The sequence below is a fragment of the Pseudarthrobacter oxydans genome (genome assembly GCF_034258515.1).
Lineage (GTDB): Bacteria > Actinomycetota > Actinomycetes > Actinomycetales > Micrococcaceae > Arthrobacter.
In genome coordinates this window covers 546,800-561,241 of the sequence record NZ_CP139438.1, presented here as the reverse complement: position 1 = coordinate 561,241, position 14,442 = coordinate 546,800, and the positions used below count along the sequence as shown (strand labels likewise).

Sequence of the window (14,442 nt, the reverse complement as noted above, 5' to 3'; positions counted from 1 at the left end):
GCCAAAGTGCAAGGGGTCGCGTAACCTCGGACTGCTGGCGGGCATCAGAGGGGCACAGTTGTGCCTCCACCAGGACCTCCAGCCCTACCGCTTCGAGGTTCCTGCAGATGGTTTCAAACAATTCCTTTCGCAAGTCGCTGCGCACTACCCTGGGCAAGTCCGCCGTGGTGTGTGCCGCCGTCGTGATGGTGGGGACTGCGGCAGCGCCCGCAGGCGCGCTGCCCGCCCCGCAACGGCCCTCTTTTTCCATCCCGGCCTCGCCGGAAGTCCCCTCGGCGGACGACATCGCCGCAGCGAAATCAAACGAGGCCGCCGCCGCGGACCAGGTGGCAGTGATCGAACGGATCCTTGGCTCCGCCGCTGAGTCCCGGCAAGCCGCTTTTGCCGTGGCAATGCAGGCCAACAACGCTTACAGCGAAGCCCTTGTGGAGCTGCAGCAGCGCAGCTCCGCAGCGGCAGCGGCGTCAGCCAGGGCTGCGACGGCGCAGGAGCAGCAGGACAAAACCCGCAGGCAGGTGGGGCAGCTGGCCGGCGACCTCTACCGCAACGGCGGCCTGAACCCCACGCTTGGCACGCTGGCCAGCGGCGGCGGAGAAACCCTTCAGCAGGCAGCCACCCTACAGGCGCTCTCGGCCAGCCGGAGCCGGGCCTTTGAGGCTGCAGACGCCGCCGCCGAAGCAACACGTTCCCTGACCGCGGCAGCAGAAGAAGCCACAAAGGCCGCGGACGAGGCCGCCCGAACAGCCGAAACCCGGAAGTCCCAGGCGGACGAAGCCAACGCAGCCTCCGCCAAGGCAGTGGCGGACGCCAAGGCACAGCGCACTGTCCTGGTGGACCAGCTGGCCCAACTCCGGAACACCACGGTGGCACTGGAATCGGCCCGGGTGGACGCCCTGGACCGGCAACGGGAAGAGGCCCGGCTGACGGCACTGGCGGCTGCGGCCGAAAAAGCGGCGGCAGAGGCGGCAGCCCCTGAGCAGCGGACCACCGCGGGCGACCGGCCTGCCGCTGCAGCACCGGCGGCACCGGCACTTCCCGCTCCCGCGGCTCCCCCGCCCGCGGCGGCTCCAGCGCCAGCGCCGGCGCCCGCCCCGCCCGCTGCGCCGGCTCCAGCGCCGGCGCCCGCCCCGCCTGCTGCACCGGCGCCCGCCCCGGCTCCAGCCCCCGCGGTGCCCGCCCCCGCCCCGGCACCCGCCCCGTCCCTTGGCGGAGGAACCTATGAGGCGGCCATCTCGGCCGCCCTGGGGAAGGTAGGCGCGCCCTACTATTACCAATGGGGCGGAACCGGCCCCTACGGTTTTGACTGCTCAGGCCTGGTGCAGGCGGCGTTCGCCGCCGCCGGAAAGAACCTCCCGCGCACGGCCGCACAGCAGTACGCATCCGCCTCCACGCACGTTCCCCTCTCCCAGGCACGGCGCGGGGACCTGCTGGTGTGGGGCTCGCCGTCGAACTTCTACCATGTAGCCATTTACCTCGGGAACGGGCAGGTGGTCCACGCGCTGAACCCGCAGGAGGGCATCGGGGTGACCCAGCTCAGCGCCATGGCCGGGATGCAGCTCTACCCGTACGCCGCGCGCTACTAGGCCGGCCGCCACCAAAGGCGCGCAGTTAGCTCAGGACGTCCTTGGTGACGAACCGGCCGTACGCGAGCGCGCCGAACACGGCCACGTATCCCGCCTGCAGCAGTGCGTTGCTGGCGAACGAGTCCCACAGTACGGGCTGGCGGAGCAGGTCCCCGAAGCCCAGCCAGTAGTGGCTGAAGAGCCACGGGTGCAGCCATTCGAGCTGTGGCAGTTGGTCGAGGACCTGGGACACCACGGAGATCACCACCGTGGCGGCCATGGCACCCACCGGAACCACGGTGAGGGTGGACAGGAACAACCCAATCGCGGACAGCCCGGCCAGGGAGACAGCCAGGTATGCGGCGATCAGGAGGAGGCGGAGCGCGGCCTCCGAAGGCTGGATGACGTCCCCTGACAGCAGGGTCACCGGCCCCACAGGGAAAAGCGCTGCCCCGATGGCGGCCCCGGCGAGGGCCACCGTGACCGGCGCAGTCAGGCAGAAGGCCAGCGCGCCGGCGTATTTCACCAGGAGCAGCCGGACACGGCCCGTCGGGGCAACCAGCAGGTACCTGAGCGTTCCCAGGTTTGCCTCGCCTGCGATGGTGTCGCCCGCCACCACCCCGACCGTGAGCGGCAGGAAAAGCGGGACGGACACCAGCATGGCGGTGAACGCCACGAACAGGCCGTTCTGCGTAATGCGGTCCAGGAAGGCCGGACCCCGCCCGGGGGGAACGGCCGAGGAGACCCGGACGGCCACCGCAATCAGGACCGGGATGGCGGCAAGTGCCAGCAGCAGGGCCCAGGTTCGCCGGCGCCGGAACAGCACCGCGATTTCCGAGCCGAGAAGAGACCAGCCGGCTCCGCGCGGGGGCGCCACGGCCCCGGCGGATGTTTCCTGGTCCTGGTCCGGCACGTCCTGGTCCGGCACGCTACTGGGCAACATCGAACCCCTCCCCGGTCAAGGCGACAAACCGGTCCTCGAGGCTCTCCCGTTCCACCGCAAAGCCGCGGACCCGGACGCCCGCCTGCACCAGCGCGGCCACCAGCTCCTCCGGGGCAGGGTGTGCCGCTCCGATGCCGTTGCGGGCAAGGTCGGCCGTCAGCACCTGCCCGTCCGGCTGGGGCGGTCCTTCCTCCGGGGCCAGCCCCAGCCGGACCAGGACGGTGGATGCCTGGCCCGCGTCCGGGGTCACCAGGCGCATGCGCGAACTGCCTGACCGGCGCAGGTCCGAAAGGGGACCCTGGGCAACGAGCCTGCCCGCACTCATGACGGCGGCATGGGTACAGATCTGTTCCACCTCGGCCAGCAGGTGGCTGGAGACGAAAACGGTGGTTCCGTCAGCTGCCAGGGACCGTACCAGGTTCCGCACTTCCCGTGTGCCCTGTGGGTCCAGGCCGTTGGTGGGCTCATCCAGCACCAGCAGTTCGCGGGGCGACAGCAGGGCGTTGGCGATCCCCAGCCGTTGTTTCATGCCCAGCGAATAGGCATGGACACGCTTGCCGGCGGCATGGCTGAGCCCTACCCGTTCCAGCGCCGTGCCCACCCTTGCCTTTCGCGTTGCGGGGTCGGCGTGCCGGCCTGCGGCATCGAGCCGGTGCAGGTTCGCCGTTCCGGACAGGAACGGGTAGAAGGCCGGCCCCTCCACGAGCGCCCCAACGCGCGGCAGGACATCCTGGAAACTGCCCGGCATCTCCTTTCCGAGCAGTTTGACCGTGCCGGCGGAAGCGGCCGCGAGGCCCAGCAGCATCCGTATGGTGGTTGTCTTTCCGGAGCCATTGGGCCCCAGGAAGCCAAAGACGGCACCAGGCGGCACGGCAAGATCCAGGCTGTCCACGGCTACCTGCTGGCCGAAATGCTTTGTCAATCCCCGTGTTTCGATGGTCAGGCCGTACGCCCAGGGTCCACGAAGCCCTGATGCGCCCGTCACGGGGCCGAGGATGCGGCTTGCAGTGTGCCCGCCGGAACCATGCCCGCATAGATGCGGCCGTCGTCGGTGAGCAGGACGGTGAACAGTGCAGTGGAGAGCACCCGCCCGCCAGGAACAACGACGGCGGCCTGGGCCAGCACCGGATTCTGCGCCAGCACCTGGCTAAGGGTTGTTCCGGCTTCGGTTCCTGCCGGAAGTTTCACCACGGTCTCCCAGCCCGACCCCGTCAGGTAGGGCCGGGCCTTGCCCTGGACATCGGCAACGAGCTGGTCCGGGGTGAGGCGCATTCCGGGGTTGCCGGGCAACCCGGAGCTGAGTGGCCAGCGCGTGGGATGCGGGGGCTGCAGCTCCTTCACCGTGCTGCCCGGCGGCGGGACGAAGCTGAAGAGGGCGTCATCAGGGGCTTCCAGGGAGAGGCTGGTGAATCCGGCGCTGAACGCCGGCGCCTCCGCGCCGCGCGCGGTGACCTTCACGGAGAGCGGCATGCCGTTCTCCCCGTCGACGGCGATGGCTACCTTGCCAACAAGTGTTCCCTCCGTGCGCGGCTCGAGGACGAGGTTGTATGCGCGCCGGCCTGCAACGTTGAGGTCAGGGCCGATTGTCACGGCAGTTGAGCTGTCCGCCGCGGCAAGGAATTTCCCTGCCAGTTCCTGGGGTGTTTTCGGAACGGGCATCCCGTCCGGGACATGATCAGTGGGGGAAGTGCCAGGAAGCTGATGGCCAGGGTCCATCATCGGCAGGTCGCTGGCATGGGCCGGCAGTGCCAGGTGCGCCGCAGTATTGTCCTTGGACGAGTAGAACCAGACGTCACTGCCGCGCCGGATGATGTCCCGTTCCGCGAGCCGGTCCACTACCTGGACGCGTGCTTTGTCCTTGCCGTCCACGAAGACCCGTGCAGTGTGGCGGCCGGTAAGGAACTCGATCGCGGACGCTGCCCCGCCGGCCGAGGCGGGCCCGGATGCAGGACCGGTTGCCGGCAACTCCGGCAGCCCCAGGTCCGAGGACTGTTCCAGTGTGCCCGAAAAAGTGTGCGCGGTGTGGGAACCGAGCAGGGCGATCACTTCGGCCGGGGTCTTCTCAGGAAGGGGATCGCCGGCCCGTGCCGGGAAGGATCCCACCAGCACCCCAGCCGCGATCACTGCAGGGACGGCCGCGGCAGGAACCCAGCGCAGAAAGGACCGGTTCATGCCGCGTCCCGCGACCTCGCCGCGTCCGGGTAGCGCATACCGGCCGCTCATTGTCCGGCCGTCTCCGTCCTTGGAGCCCATAATCCAAGGGTACGCCTCAGGAACGCTCCCTACACGTGCCGGGCGGCCCGCAGGGGGCTAGGCGGGCACGACGGTTCCAGCGCCGCCGTCGACCGTTATTCTTTGTCCGGTGGCGAGCCGCGAGGTGGCCTCCGCAACGCCCACCACGGCGGGAATGCCGTACTCCCGGGCCACCACGGCACCGTGCGAGTTAGGCCCGCCCATTTCCATCACCAGGCCGCCGGCAGTCAGGAACAAGGGGGTCCATCCGGGGTCGGTGGACGGCGCCACCAGGATCTCCCCGGGTTCAAGGCGGGCACCCATGGGGTCCAGAATTACCCGGGCGGGACCGGTGGCCGAGCCCGCTGATGCGGGGCTGCCGGACAGCGCGCCGTTCCCGGCCCCGGCGGCCGCTCCGGCAGCCGGGGCATGGAGCACTTCGGGCTCGGTTCCGTCCGAAAGCAGGACCCTGGGGACGTGCCGCCGGCCAAGTTCGCCGGCGTAGGCGGCGCGCCGTTCCAGGACGAGTCCGGGCAGCTTTCGCGGCTGGCTGGCTGCATTCGCGTCCCCGCTGTCCAGGGCACGCCGGACTTCCTCGAAATCGAGGAAGAAGACATCGTCCGGGTGCTCCAACTGGCCGGCGGATGCCAGCACAGCTCCCACGTGGGCCACCTGCCTGCGTACTTCGGCGAGGCCCAGGACCAGTTGGTACTTGGGCAGTTCCCGCAGCCCGGCGAAGAGCCTGGTGCGGCGCAGTGCGGCAGCAACCAGCAGCGCGCGCACCCTGCCGCGGCTCCGGGCCTCGGCAACCAGGCGCTCCACCTGGGCCTCTGCCTCGGCGCTCGCCCTGCTGAACTGCACGTCCGGGGCCATGCCGGGATCAGTGAGGCGCAGGTAGTTGGCAAGGACACCCAGGATGTGCGTGGGATCATCCGACCACCGGGGCATGCCCACATCGATTTCGGCCACGGCCCGCTGCCCGTAGCGGTCGAGGAACCGCACCAGGCCCGCGTGCAGGACGACAGGGAGGTTGCCGGCCCTGAACTCCGCCGCCAGTTCGGATGGCTGCCCTTCCGCCAAGGCCGTGCGTGACTCGCGGTCGTCCCTGATTGCTGATGCAAGCCGCCACAGGTCCAGGTCCATCTCCGTGGTCACGTTCCGCGGCAGGCCCCGAAGCACCTTCTCCAGGTCCTTCCAGCGGTCCCGGCCGCCGAGGAGCTTTCCGGCCAGCCACAGCATGGCGAATCCCAACGCGGCCAAGGGCAGGATGGCGGGAACCACCGCAAAGAGCCGGCCGCCCAGGAGCCGCTCCGCATGGTCGAGCCGCTGAATGGGTCCCGCCCCGGCCTCCAATTCGAGATCCTCGGCGAATTGCCGGGTGAAGCGGTCCAGCCGGCGCAGCGCCGCCTTGGGCCGGAACAGTCCCCGGAGCACGGCCTCGGGGACGCGGGCCCGCACCGCTGCCGGCAGGACATGGCGCAGGAGTCCGAGCGGGGTCTTGCGGGTTACCGAAAACCGGGGGTCCGCAAAGACCTGTCGCAGCACCATGGCGGACCTGGCTTCCATGACGTCGAAGACCCGTGGAAGGAGCCGCCGCCCCACGCTGCTCCTGACCGGCGTTGTGAGATCGAAGTAGAGTCGCTGGGCTGCCTCCGCATACGGTGGTGGACCGCGCCGGGGGTCCGGGACTGCGAACCCTGCGGCTTTGGCCACGGAGGAGGCAACGAGCCGCAGTGAAGCCAGGCCCATGGGAGTGAGGGGGCGGGTGAGGCCCTGGGCGAGGCTGAAGCACAAGTACACCCTGGTTCCTCCACCTCCGGACTGGCGTTCCGGCACCGGGAAAAGTGTGGTGATGGGCCTCGACTGCGTCAGCCAGAGCGCCCCGCCGGTGTCGATGGCCCATTCGGTGTCCTGCGGCGAACCGAAGTGCCTTTCAGCCTGCATGCCCAGGGCTGCAAGCCCAATGGCCTGTTCGTCGGTAAGGCTGGCTGCGTCCGCTTGGCCCGGCATGTCCCGTACCTCGGTTCCGCCGCCGGGAAGGGGCCGGGCGATGAGGCGTTTATCCCCCAGTTTCCGCTCGAGGACCCGGGACATTTCGGTGTCCACAACATAGTGGTCCGGATTGACCGCTCCCGAAACCACCGCTTCGCCGAGCCCCGGGGCAGCATCGATGACAGCTTCCCGGCGCCTGCCGGTCAGTGGGTTGGCCGTGAACATCACTCCGGCGGCCCGGGCGTCAACCATCCGCTGGACCACGACGGCGAGGGCTACTTCGTGCGGCTTGATCCCCAGCGCGGCCCGGTAGGCCACTGCCCGGTCTGTCCAGAGGGATGCCCAACAGTCCCGCACGGCCTCAAGGACGGCGCCGATGCCTATGACATTCAGGTAGGTATCCTGCTGCCCGGCGAAGCTCGCGAACGGAAGGTCCTCTGCCGTGGCGGAGGACCTTACCGCCACCGGAGCCGCTTTTCCCAGCGCCTCATATGCCTGCTCGACGGCGGCAACGATCCGCGGCGGAACCGGGGTGGCGCGGATGGACTCGCGTGCTTTGCCGGCCATCCCGGCAAGTTCCGTGGTCCCGCCGGGCGTTCCAGGGGGAAGGACAGCCTGGAGTCTGCCCAGCTCTGCGAGCGCGCCGTCCTGCACGGTCCTGGTGGCCTCCCGGTAGGCCGCTGTGGTCAGGCAGAACCCGTCCGGCACGGGCAACCCGGCTGCTATCAGCTCACCGAGGTTGGCTGCCTTGCCTCCGACCTGTGGAAGCATGCTCCCGTCCACCTGGCTGAGGCGAAGGATCAAGGCAGGGGCGGTGTCCCCGGACTGTTGGCCGGGTCCCTGCCCGGCCGTTCCTGATGGGTCGGCAGCCATCGCGAAGCTCCTGGCAGCAGGATCTCGTCAGGATGAGCCGAGAACCGGTCCGAACTTGGCACGGTCCGCCAGGCGGCGGTCCTCACGGTCCGGCACCACCATGACGGGGCCCTTGGCATGGTGGAGTATGCCGTCGGACGTTGAGCCCAGGAGCATCCCCGTGAAGCCGCCCCGGCCGCGGGTACCCACAACCACAAGTTCCACATGCCGGCTTTCCTCGACGAGGACGTCAACCGGCGAGCCGTCCTTCAGCTCTGATTCGGCATGGAGATTGGGGAAGTGGCTGCGCAGCCAGGCCATGCCGGCGTCCAGGGTCACCTGGATGTCGGCAAAGAGGGCCTTGCGGTCCATGGGGGCCGGCACCCATGCCAGCGAGCCGCTGTACTGCGGGACGGCGCAGACGACGCGCAGCGTGGCGCCCATGCGTTCTGCCTCCTCTGCCGCCTCCAGGACGGCCACCCGTGCCTGCTCCGAGCCGTCAACACCCACCACCACCACGTTCTCCACGCGCTGGTGCCCGGCTTTGGCCTGCTCGGCTTTGATGCGCCTGTCCTCCGTGGTCTCGCCCAGCCGGTCCGAGCAGATCAGCGGGACCGTCACGGTGGGGCATTTGGCGTGGGCTGGCAGGGCGCTGCTCACCGAGCCGAGGAGCCTGCCCACGAATCCGCCCCGTCCGCGGGTGCCAAACACCAGGAGCTCGGCAGTCCTGGACATCTCCAGCAGCACGCCGGAGGCATCGCCGTTCTCCACGGACGCGGTGACATCGATGTCGTAGGTGGAGATCTTGTCCAGGGCCTGCTTGACCACCGCCTCGGCGCCCTCGCGGATCACGGAATCGTCCACGGTTGCATAGCCGCCGTCGAGGCCCGACGCGGCGAAGATCGGTACGGAGTACGCGGTGACGATATGCAGCGGACGGCGCCGGCGCCGGGCCTCGCGCGCGGCCCATACAAGCGCGCACTGGCCGTGGTCCGACCCGTCCACGCCAACAACGATTCCCTCGGGAGCAGCAGTGCTGCCGCCGTCCTGAGGGTCCGGATGCAACTCTGGTGCGCCCATGGGGCCGCCTCCTCGCGATACTGCCTGATGTTGCGGCTATTCTGCCAGAAACCGGACCGTTCCCCGTGCACCCTTACCCCGGCCTGAGCTGGGAAGAAAGGCCTGCTTCCGCTTCCCACTATTCTCCGTCGCCCCTGCCATAGCAAGCCTGTCCATGGCCCGGAAGGTCCGGTTATCCACAGGAACTCCAGGGCGTCCGGGAAAGCGCCTTCAACCGGCAGGAAAGTGTTTTCGGCTTGGGCTATCCACCGCAGGAAATGTTCTGTAGTCTTCAGGACATTGTTGGTCCGGGACGCCTACTGCCTCTTTCCGTCAGGGTGCCCGCCAACGTACTGCGGCCGGACTTTGGGGGTAACGGGACGCGCGCGGGCGAGGACGCCTGCACCTGCCGAAACTTCGAAGGAGGGAACCTGTAGTGTCAAGCATGCCTGGGAATGCCGGGACCGAGCAGACCACCACTGTGATCATTGGCACGGGCCTGTCCGGCCTTGCCGTGGCCGCCGAGCTGTGCCGCCGCGGGGTGGACTCGATAGTGGTGGACGGACTGGACATCCTTGGCGCCGCACAGCCGGCCAACACAGCTTCGCTTCAACGCTGCGACGCGGCGGACTCCGTCACCCTTCGTGAACGGAACGAGATCCTGCGGCACCTGCGCAATTACGCCGCCAGCCACGCCGTGGACGTGCGGCACACTACCCGCGCCGTCCAGTTGACCATGCTGGCCGGGACTGCGACGGGAACCGCCGCTCCGCGGTGGGAAGTCCACACCCCTTCGGGCATCCTGGTCGCGGACCATATTGTCCTGACCCGCTGCGCGCACAGCCAGTTGCGGCGCATGATCAACGATTTCGGGATCGCCGTGGGCCGCAACCTCACCGCTGCCATGCGGGCAATCGGCATTTATCTGGTGGGCGTGGGCGAGCTCATCACGCCGTCGCCCAAAGAGGTCCTGCGCCAGGCCAAGACCGTGGGCCAGGCGATTTCCGCCAAAGTGCATCCGGACCGCGTTGCCTTTCCGGGCACCGGGAGCTTCGCGGCCCTGCCCTGCTAGCGCCCGCCAAGGCCCCCGCCGGCGCCCGTCAGCCCTCCTCGTCCGTGCCCGCCGTGAGCCTGCGCCGGGCGAGGACGGCAAGGGTGGCCAGCAGCCCCGCCGCCACGGCGGCGAAAATGACGATGCTCCACTGGAACGGCTCCCCCGCGTCCGCCGGGTCCGCTGGTTCGGCGGTGGTTCCGGGCCTGGCGGTCCCCATGGCGGGGGCGTTGCCAGCGGCCGGAGCGGTGGCAGGAACTGTACCGGCCGCCGTCGGACTTGCCGCCGGTGACGTGCCCGGCGCGGCGGAAGCGGCCGTAAAAACAAACGTCCCCTCGATGGGGTGCGAGTCCGAACTGACCACGCGCCAGGCAACGGTGTACTGCCCGGCCGCGGCTCCCGCCCTGACCTTCCGGGACGCCACGTTGTCCACGATCTCCACGGGACCTTCTGCCCACTCGGCGCCGGCGGCGTCCTTGACGGAGATGGACGCGCCAATCCCAAGCGGGTTCTTGTTGAACGTGACCGAAACCTGTTCCGGAGGCGCGGTGACCGAGGCGCCCTGGGCGGGGCTGGTGGACTCGGCTGCATCATGCGCGGCGGCGGGACCGGCAACGCCCATCACGGCGGCGGCGGAAACGAGGAATCCGAGCCCAAAGGTCAGGATTCGGCGGCGGACGGGACGCATGCTGGGGGGCTCCTTGTATTGGCTTCCTTACAGACTAGGCGAAATTGCCTGCCGCCCGGCCGCCGCCCCCATAGGATTCAGGTATCCCCACAGACTCCCCCGGAGGACAAATGCTTAAGCAAGGCTCTGCCCTGGACCGGTACTTCATGGTCACCGAACGCGGTTCCAACCTTTCCCGCGAGATCCGCGGCGGCTTCGCCACATTCTTCGCGATGAGCTACATCGTGGTGCTGAACCCCCTGATCCTCTCCGGCCCGGACTCCAGCGGCACCACGTTGGGGTTCACCGCAGTCGCCGCCGTGACGGCCTTCGTGGCGGGCCTCCTCACCATCCTGATGGGCGCCTGGGCAAAGCACCCCTTCGCGCTGGCCACGGGCCTGGGCGTCAACGCCTTCGTCGCCGTCACCGTTGCCACCAATCCGGGACTGACCTGGCCGGACATGATGGGCCTGGTGGTCCTGTCCGGCGTGACCATGCTCATCCTGGTCCTCACCGGGTTCCGCACCGCCGTCTTCAAGGCAGTACCGGACGGACTCAAGACGGCCATCGTGGTGGGCATCGGGCTGTTCATCGCGCTCATCGGGCTGGTCAATGCGGGCTTCGTCCGCCGCATCCCCGACGTGGCCGGCACCACCGTGCCCGTTGGACTTGGCTTCGACGGCAAGCTCCTGGGCTGGCCCACGGCAGTGTTCGTGTTCGGCCTGGTCCTGACCATCGCCCTGGTGGTCCGCAAGGTCAAGGGCGCCATCCTGATCGGCATTATCACCTCCACCGTCATCTCCGTGCTCCTGGAGATGACCCTGCACATCGGACCAAGCTTCGACGGCAAGACCTTCAACCCGCAGGGCTGGTCCCTGGTGGCGCCCAAATTCACGGGATGGGCCGCCCCGGACCTGTCCCTGATTGGCAAGGCGAACCCCTTGGGAGCCTTTGAGCACCTCGGCTTCGTGGCAGCCACGCTGCTGGCGTTCGTGATCCTGCTCAGCATCTTCTTCGACGCCATGGGAACCATGGTGGGCCTGGCCAACGAGGCAGGCACCGTGGATGAACACGGCAACATCCCCGACGTGGACCGCGTCCTCCAGGTGGACGCCCTCGGCGCCATCGTGGGCGGCGGCGCCTCGGTGTCCTCCAACCAGATCTACGTGGAAGCCGGCGCCGGCATTGGCGAAGGCGCGCGGACGGGCATTGCCTCGATCGTTACCGGACTCCTGTTCCTGGTGGCGATGTTCTTCACCCCCCTGATCAACCTGGTGCCCTTCGAGGCCGTGGCCCCGGCTCTGGTGGTGGTGGGCTTCATGATGGTGTCCCAGGTGGGGAAGATCGACTGGCAGGACTGGGGCATTGCGATCCCGGCGTTCCTGACCTTCACGCTGATGCCGTTCACCTACTCCATCGCCAACGGCCTGGGCGCCGGGTTTATCGCCTTCGTGCTGATCCGCACCGTGCAGGGACGCGTCAAGGAGATCCACCCGCTGATGTGGGCCGTGGCGGCTGCCTTCCTGCTGTTCTTCGCCGTCGGGCCCATCGAGGCCGCCCTGGGGATGTAGCGCGGCTGCCCGGACAGGAACCCACACCCCCGCACGGCGCTGCGCCGACCTACACGGGGGTGTTGGGGGCCAGCCCCTCATCACCGGACACTGCGCGGGCCTTCTTCTCGCGGAGCCTGTCCAGCCGGTTCATCAGCGGTGAAGTGGTGGCGCCGTGGACCACGATCGACAGCGCCACCACCAGCCCCACGAACGCCCAGAGCCACTCCGCCTGGTCAGCGAACTTTCCTTTGCCCAGCGCATAGGACAGGTAGTACAGCGAGCCGATCCCCCGGATCCCGAAGAAGGAGAGCGCAATCCGCTCCCGCGGGCCGGTCTTGCCGCCCAGCAGCCCCACCCAGCCCGCCAGGGGGCGGATCACCAGCAGGAATGCCAGTGCCACCAGCACCTCGGCCCAGCCGATCCCTTCCAGCAGCCCGCGGGCGATCGCACCGCCCAGCAGGACCAGGATCACCACCGTCAGGAGCCGCTCCAGTTGCTCCACGTAGGAGTGCAGCACCCGGTGGTAGCCATGGGTGTGCTCGGCGGCCCGGATGGTCACAGCGCAGACAAAGACCGCGATGAAGCCATAGCCCTCCACCATCTCCGTGGCACCGTAGGTCAGGAACGTGGCGGCGAGGGCCACGAAGCCCTCGGAATGGTTGGACAGCCGCAGGCTGTCTGCGCGGGCAGAAAAGAAAATCCGTGCCAGCAACTTTCCGGTCAGGAAGCCCAGCAGCAGTCCGACAGCCAGCCGCCACAGGACGTCCACGCCGAACCACTCCGGGAACCACGCCAACGGGGATGACCCAACGATGCTGATGGCGATTGCCAGGTAGACAAAGGGAAAGGCCAGCCCGTCGTTGAGTCCTGCTTCCGAGGTGAGGCCAAAGCGCACCTCGTCCTCTTTGTCGGTTCCGTCGTCGTGGTCGGCGGGCTCACCCACTTGCACTTCGGAGGCGAGGACGGGGTCCGTGGGTGCAAGGCTTGAGGCCACCAGCAGTGCTGCACCGAGGCCCAGGCCCAGGAACCACAGCCCCAGCAGCGTGAGCCCAATGATGCAAAGAGGCATCGCGATTCCCAGCAGCCGCCAGGTGGTGGCCCAGCGTTGGCGGCCCACCGGCCGGTCCAGCGCCAGTCCGGCGCCCATCAGCGAGATGATCACGCACACTTCCGAGAGATGAAGGGCAAAGTCGCTGTGCGCCAAGGGGTCCGGGTCGGGAAGGGTGGGGATCAGGGCGAAAGCAGCCATACCCGCTCCGAGGAAGACCATCGGCATGGAAAAGGGCATGTTGCGCAGCAGCTTGGGGAGCACTGCGGCCACGAACACTGCGACGCCGGCGGCGGCAAACAGGATGTTGGGGGCTTCAAACATAAAGCTGTTCTCCGGCCTGTTTTTTGCGCCCGTTCGGCGCAGGCAAGGTGGTTCGGTCCCCGGGGAGGGACTGATCCACAATAGCCCCTGCTGCCGGCAGGCGCTGATGATCTTCGATTCCAGACAGGTCGACGGCGGCGCTGCTGGTTTTCGCTGTCCAATTACGGTGAGCTTGGGATATGACCCCTCCGATACCTGCCGTTGATGTCCCGCCCCAGCCTTGGACGGGCAGGTTCGACGGCGACGCCGCCAGCCACCGCCGCTGGTGGCAGGCGATGGTTCCCTACCACGGCGGGGCGGAGGCGGGTGCGGGCGGCGAAGGCGCGGTCCACACGCCAAAACCGGCCGTCCTGCTTGGCTTCGCCAGCGATGAGGGCGTGCGCCGGAACAAGGGCCGCACCGGCGCGGCGGCCGCGCCGGCAGCCATCCGGCAGGCCCTGGGCCCCCTGGCGTTCCACCTCGACCGGACCGTGGCCGACGCAGGGGATGTTGTGGTGTCCGGCGGCGCCCTTGAAGCCGGCCAGGAACGCGCCGGCAGGGCTGTCGCTGCTTTGCTCGACGCCGGGCAACTCCCCGCGGTGCTGGGCGGCGGCCATGAAACCGCGTATGCCAGTTACCTGGGGGTCAGCTCGTCCGCCGCGGTGCAGGGCGGCCAGCGGCTTGGCATCCTGAACCTGGACGCCCATTTCGACCTGCGGGACGAGCCCGCACCCAGCTCGGGGACGCCGTTCCTCCAAATGGCCCGCGCGGAAGCCGCCGCCGGGCGCGACTTCCGCTACGCCGTCGTCGGAATTTCCGAACCCAACAACACGCGCGCCCTCTTCGATACTGCCCGGGAGCTGGGCGTCCAGTACCTGCCGGACGAGGACTGCGGGGCAGAGCGCGTCCGGGACTTCGTGGCGGGGTTCCTGGCCGGCATCGACGTGCTGTACCTGACCATCGACCTTGACGTGCTGCCGGCCGCGGTGGCGCCGGGCGTGAGTGCACCCGCAGCGTTCGGCGTGCCGCTGCCCGTCATCAGCGCAGTGTGCCGGCAGGTGGCGGGGTCGGGGAAGCTGCTGCACCTCGACATCGCCGAGCTGAACCCGGAATTTGATATCGATGGCAGGACCGCCCGGGTTGCCGCGCGGCTGCTGGACACCCTGCTGCGCTGAACCGG

General features: G+C 68.7%; 11 protein-coding genes. 4 read left to right on the top strand and 7 right to left on the bottom strand.

From position 1 onward, the window contains the following. The first annotated feature begins 107 nt into the window (after window positions 1-107). Entirely contained in the window at window positions 108-1,583 is a 1,476-nt protein-coding gene (locus SMD14_RS02560; RefSeq protein WP_321215204.1) for a C40 family peptidase, read from the top strand. 25 nt (window positions 1,584-1,608) lie between these two features. Here the strand turns inward: SMD14_RS02560 and SMD14_RS02555 are convergent, their stop codons facing one another. From SMD14_RS02555 to SMD14_RS02535, 5 genes are all read right to left on the bottom strand, one after another. After that, on the bottom strand, window positions 1,609-2,505 hold the full coding sequence (locus SMD14_RS02555; RefSeq protein ID WP_321215203.1) for an ABC transporter permease: 897 nt from the start codon (window positions 2,503-2,505) through the stop codon (window positions 1,609-1,611). Continuing rightward, complete coding sequence (locus SMD14_RS02550) at window positions 2,492-3,427, bottom strand: ABC transporter ATP-binding protein (protein ID WP_409339703.1); 936 nt, start codon at window positions 3,425-3,427, stop codon at window positions 2,492-2,494. The genes SMD14_RS02555 and SMD14_RS02550 overlap by 14 nt, the downstream gene beginning before the upstream one ends. A gap of 59 nt (window positions 3,428-3,486) precedes the next feature. After that, window positions 3,487-4,677 carry a hypothetical protein gene (locus SMD14_RS02545; protein ID WP_321215202.1) on the bottom strand — a complete coding sequence of 397 codons (1,191 nt, stop codon included), beginning with the start codon at window positions 4,675-4,677 and terminating at the stop codon, window positions 3,487-3,489. Window positions 4,678-4,815: 138 nt separating this feature from the next. Further along, window positions 4,816-7,602, bottom strand: a complete 2,787-nt coding sequence (locus tag SMD14_RS02540) for a PEP/pyruvate-binding domain-containing protein (RefSeq protein WP_321215201.1) — start codon at window positions 7,600-7,602, stop codon at window positions 4,816-4,818. Window positions 7,603-7,629: 27 nt separating this feature from the next. After that, window positions 7,630-8,661: a universal stress protein gene (locus SMD14_RS02535; protein ID WP_321215200.1), complete on the bottom strand. Its 1,032-nt coding sequence runs from the start codon at window positions 8,659-8,661 to the stop codon at window positions 7,630-7,632. Between the two features lie 424 nt (window positions 8,662-9,085). Here SMD14_RS02535 and SMD14_RS02530 point away from each other — a divergent pair, with 424 nt between their 5' ends. Then, complete coding sequence (locus SMD14_RS02530) at window positions 9,086-9,712, top strand: FAD-dependent monooxygenase (protein ID WP_321216333.1); 627 nt, start codon at window positions 9,086-9,088, stop codon at window positions 9,710-9,712. Window positions 9,713-9,740: 28 nt separating this feature from the next. Here SMD14_RS02530 and SMD14_RS02525 read toward each other — a convergent pair whose 3' ends face one another. Then, entirely contained in the window at window positions 9,741-10,379 is a 639-nt protein-coding gene (locus tag SMD14_RS02525; protein ID WP_321215199.1) for a copper resistance protein CopC, read from the bottom strand. 110 nt (window positions 10,380-10,489) lie between these two features. On the opposite strand from SMD14_RS02525, the gene SMD14_RS02520 reads away from it, so the two are divergent. Then, complete coding sequence (locus tag SMD14_RS02520; protein WP_157239444.1) at window positions 10,490-11,929, top strand: NCS2 family permease; 1,440 nt, start codon at window positions 10,490-10,492, stop codon at window positions 11,927-11,929. Window positions 11,930-11,978: 49 nt separating this feature from the next. On the opposite strand, the gene SMD14_RS02515 is transcribed toward SMD14_RS02520, so the two are convergent. Next, on the bottom strand, window positions 11,979-13,283 hold the full coding sequence (locus SMD14_RS02515) for a sodium:proton antiporter (RefSeq protein ID WP_157239446.1): 1,305 nt from the start codon (window positions 13,281-13,283) through the stop codon (window positions 11,979-11,981). Window positions 13,284-13,462: 179 nt separating this feature from the next. Here SMD14_RS02515 and hutG point away from each other — a divergent pair, with 179 nt between their 5' ends. Next, the gene (gene hutG / locus SMD14_RS02510; protein ID WP_321215198.1) at window positions 13,463-14,437 is read left to right on the top strand and encodes a formimidoylglutamase; all 975 of its coding nucleotides are present in this window, start codon (window positions 13,463-13,465) and stop codon (window positions 14,435-14,437) included. The last annotated feature ends 5 nt before the right edge of the window (window positions 14,438-14,442 follow it).

Bases quoted from the DNA above. Each gene is read 5' to 3' on its own strand.
- SMD14_RS02540 (WP_321215201.1), bottom strand. From the start codon at position 7,602: ATGGCTGCCGACCCATCAGGAACGGCCGGGCAGGGACCCGGCCAACAG.
- SMD14_RS02525 (WP_321215199.1), bottom strand. From the start codon at position 10,379: ATGCGTCCCGTCCGCCGCCGAATCCTGACCTTTGGGCTCGGATTCCTC.
- SMD14_RS02545 (WP_321215202.1), bottom strand. From the start codon at position 4,677: ATGAACCGGTCCTTTCTGCGCTGGGTTCCTGCCGCGGCCGTCCCTGCA.
- SMD14_RS02535 (WP_321215200.1), bottom strand. From the start codon at position 8,661: ATGGGCGCACCAGAGTTGCATCCGGACCCTCAGGACGGCGGCAGCACT.
- SMD14_RS02515 (WP_157239446.1), bottom strand. From the start codon at position 13,283: ATGTTTGAAGCCCCCAACATCCTGTTTGCCGCCGCCGGCGTCGCAGTG.
- SMD14_RS02555 (WP_321215203.1), bottom strand. From the start codon at position 2,505: ATGTTGCCCAGTAGCGTGCCGGACCAGGACGTGCCGGACCAGGACCAG.
- SMD14_RS02530 (WP_321216333.1), top strand. From the start codon at position 9,086: ATGCCTGGGAATGCCGGGACCGAGCAGACCACCACTGTGATCATTGGC.
- hutG (WP_321215198.1), top strand. From the start codon at position 13,463: ATGACCCCTCCGATACCTGCCGTTGATGTCCCGCCCCAGCCTTGGACG.
- SMD14_RS02560 (WP_321215204.1), top strand. From the start codon at position 108: ATGGTTTCAAACAATTCCTTTCGCAAGTCGCTGCGCACTACCCTGGGC.
- SMD14_RS02520 (WP_157239444.1), top strand. From the start codon at position 10,490: ATGCTTAAGCAAGGCTCTGCCCTGGACCGGTACTTCATGGTCACCGAA.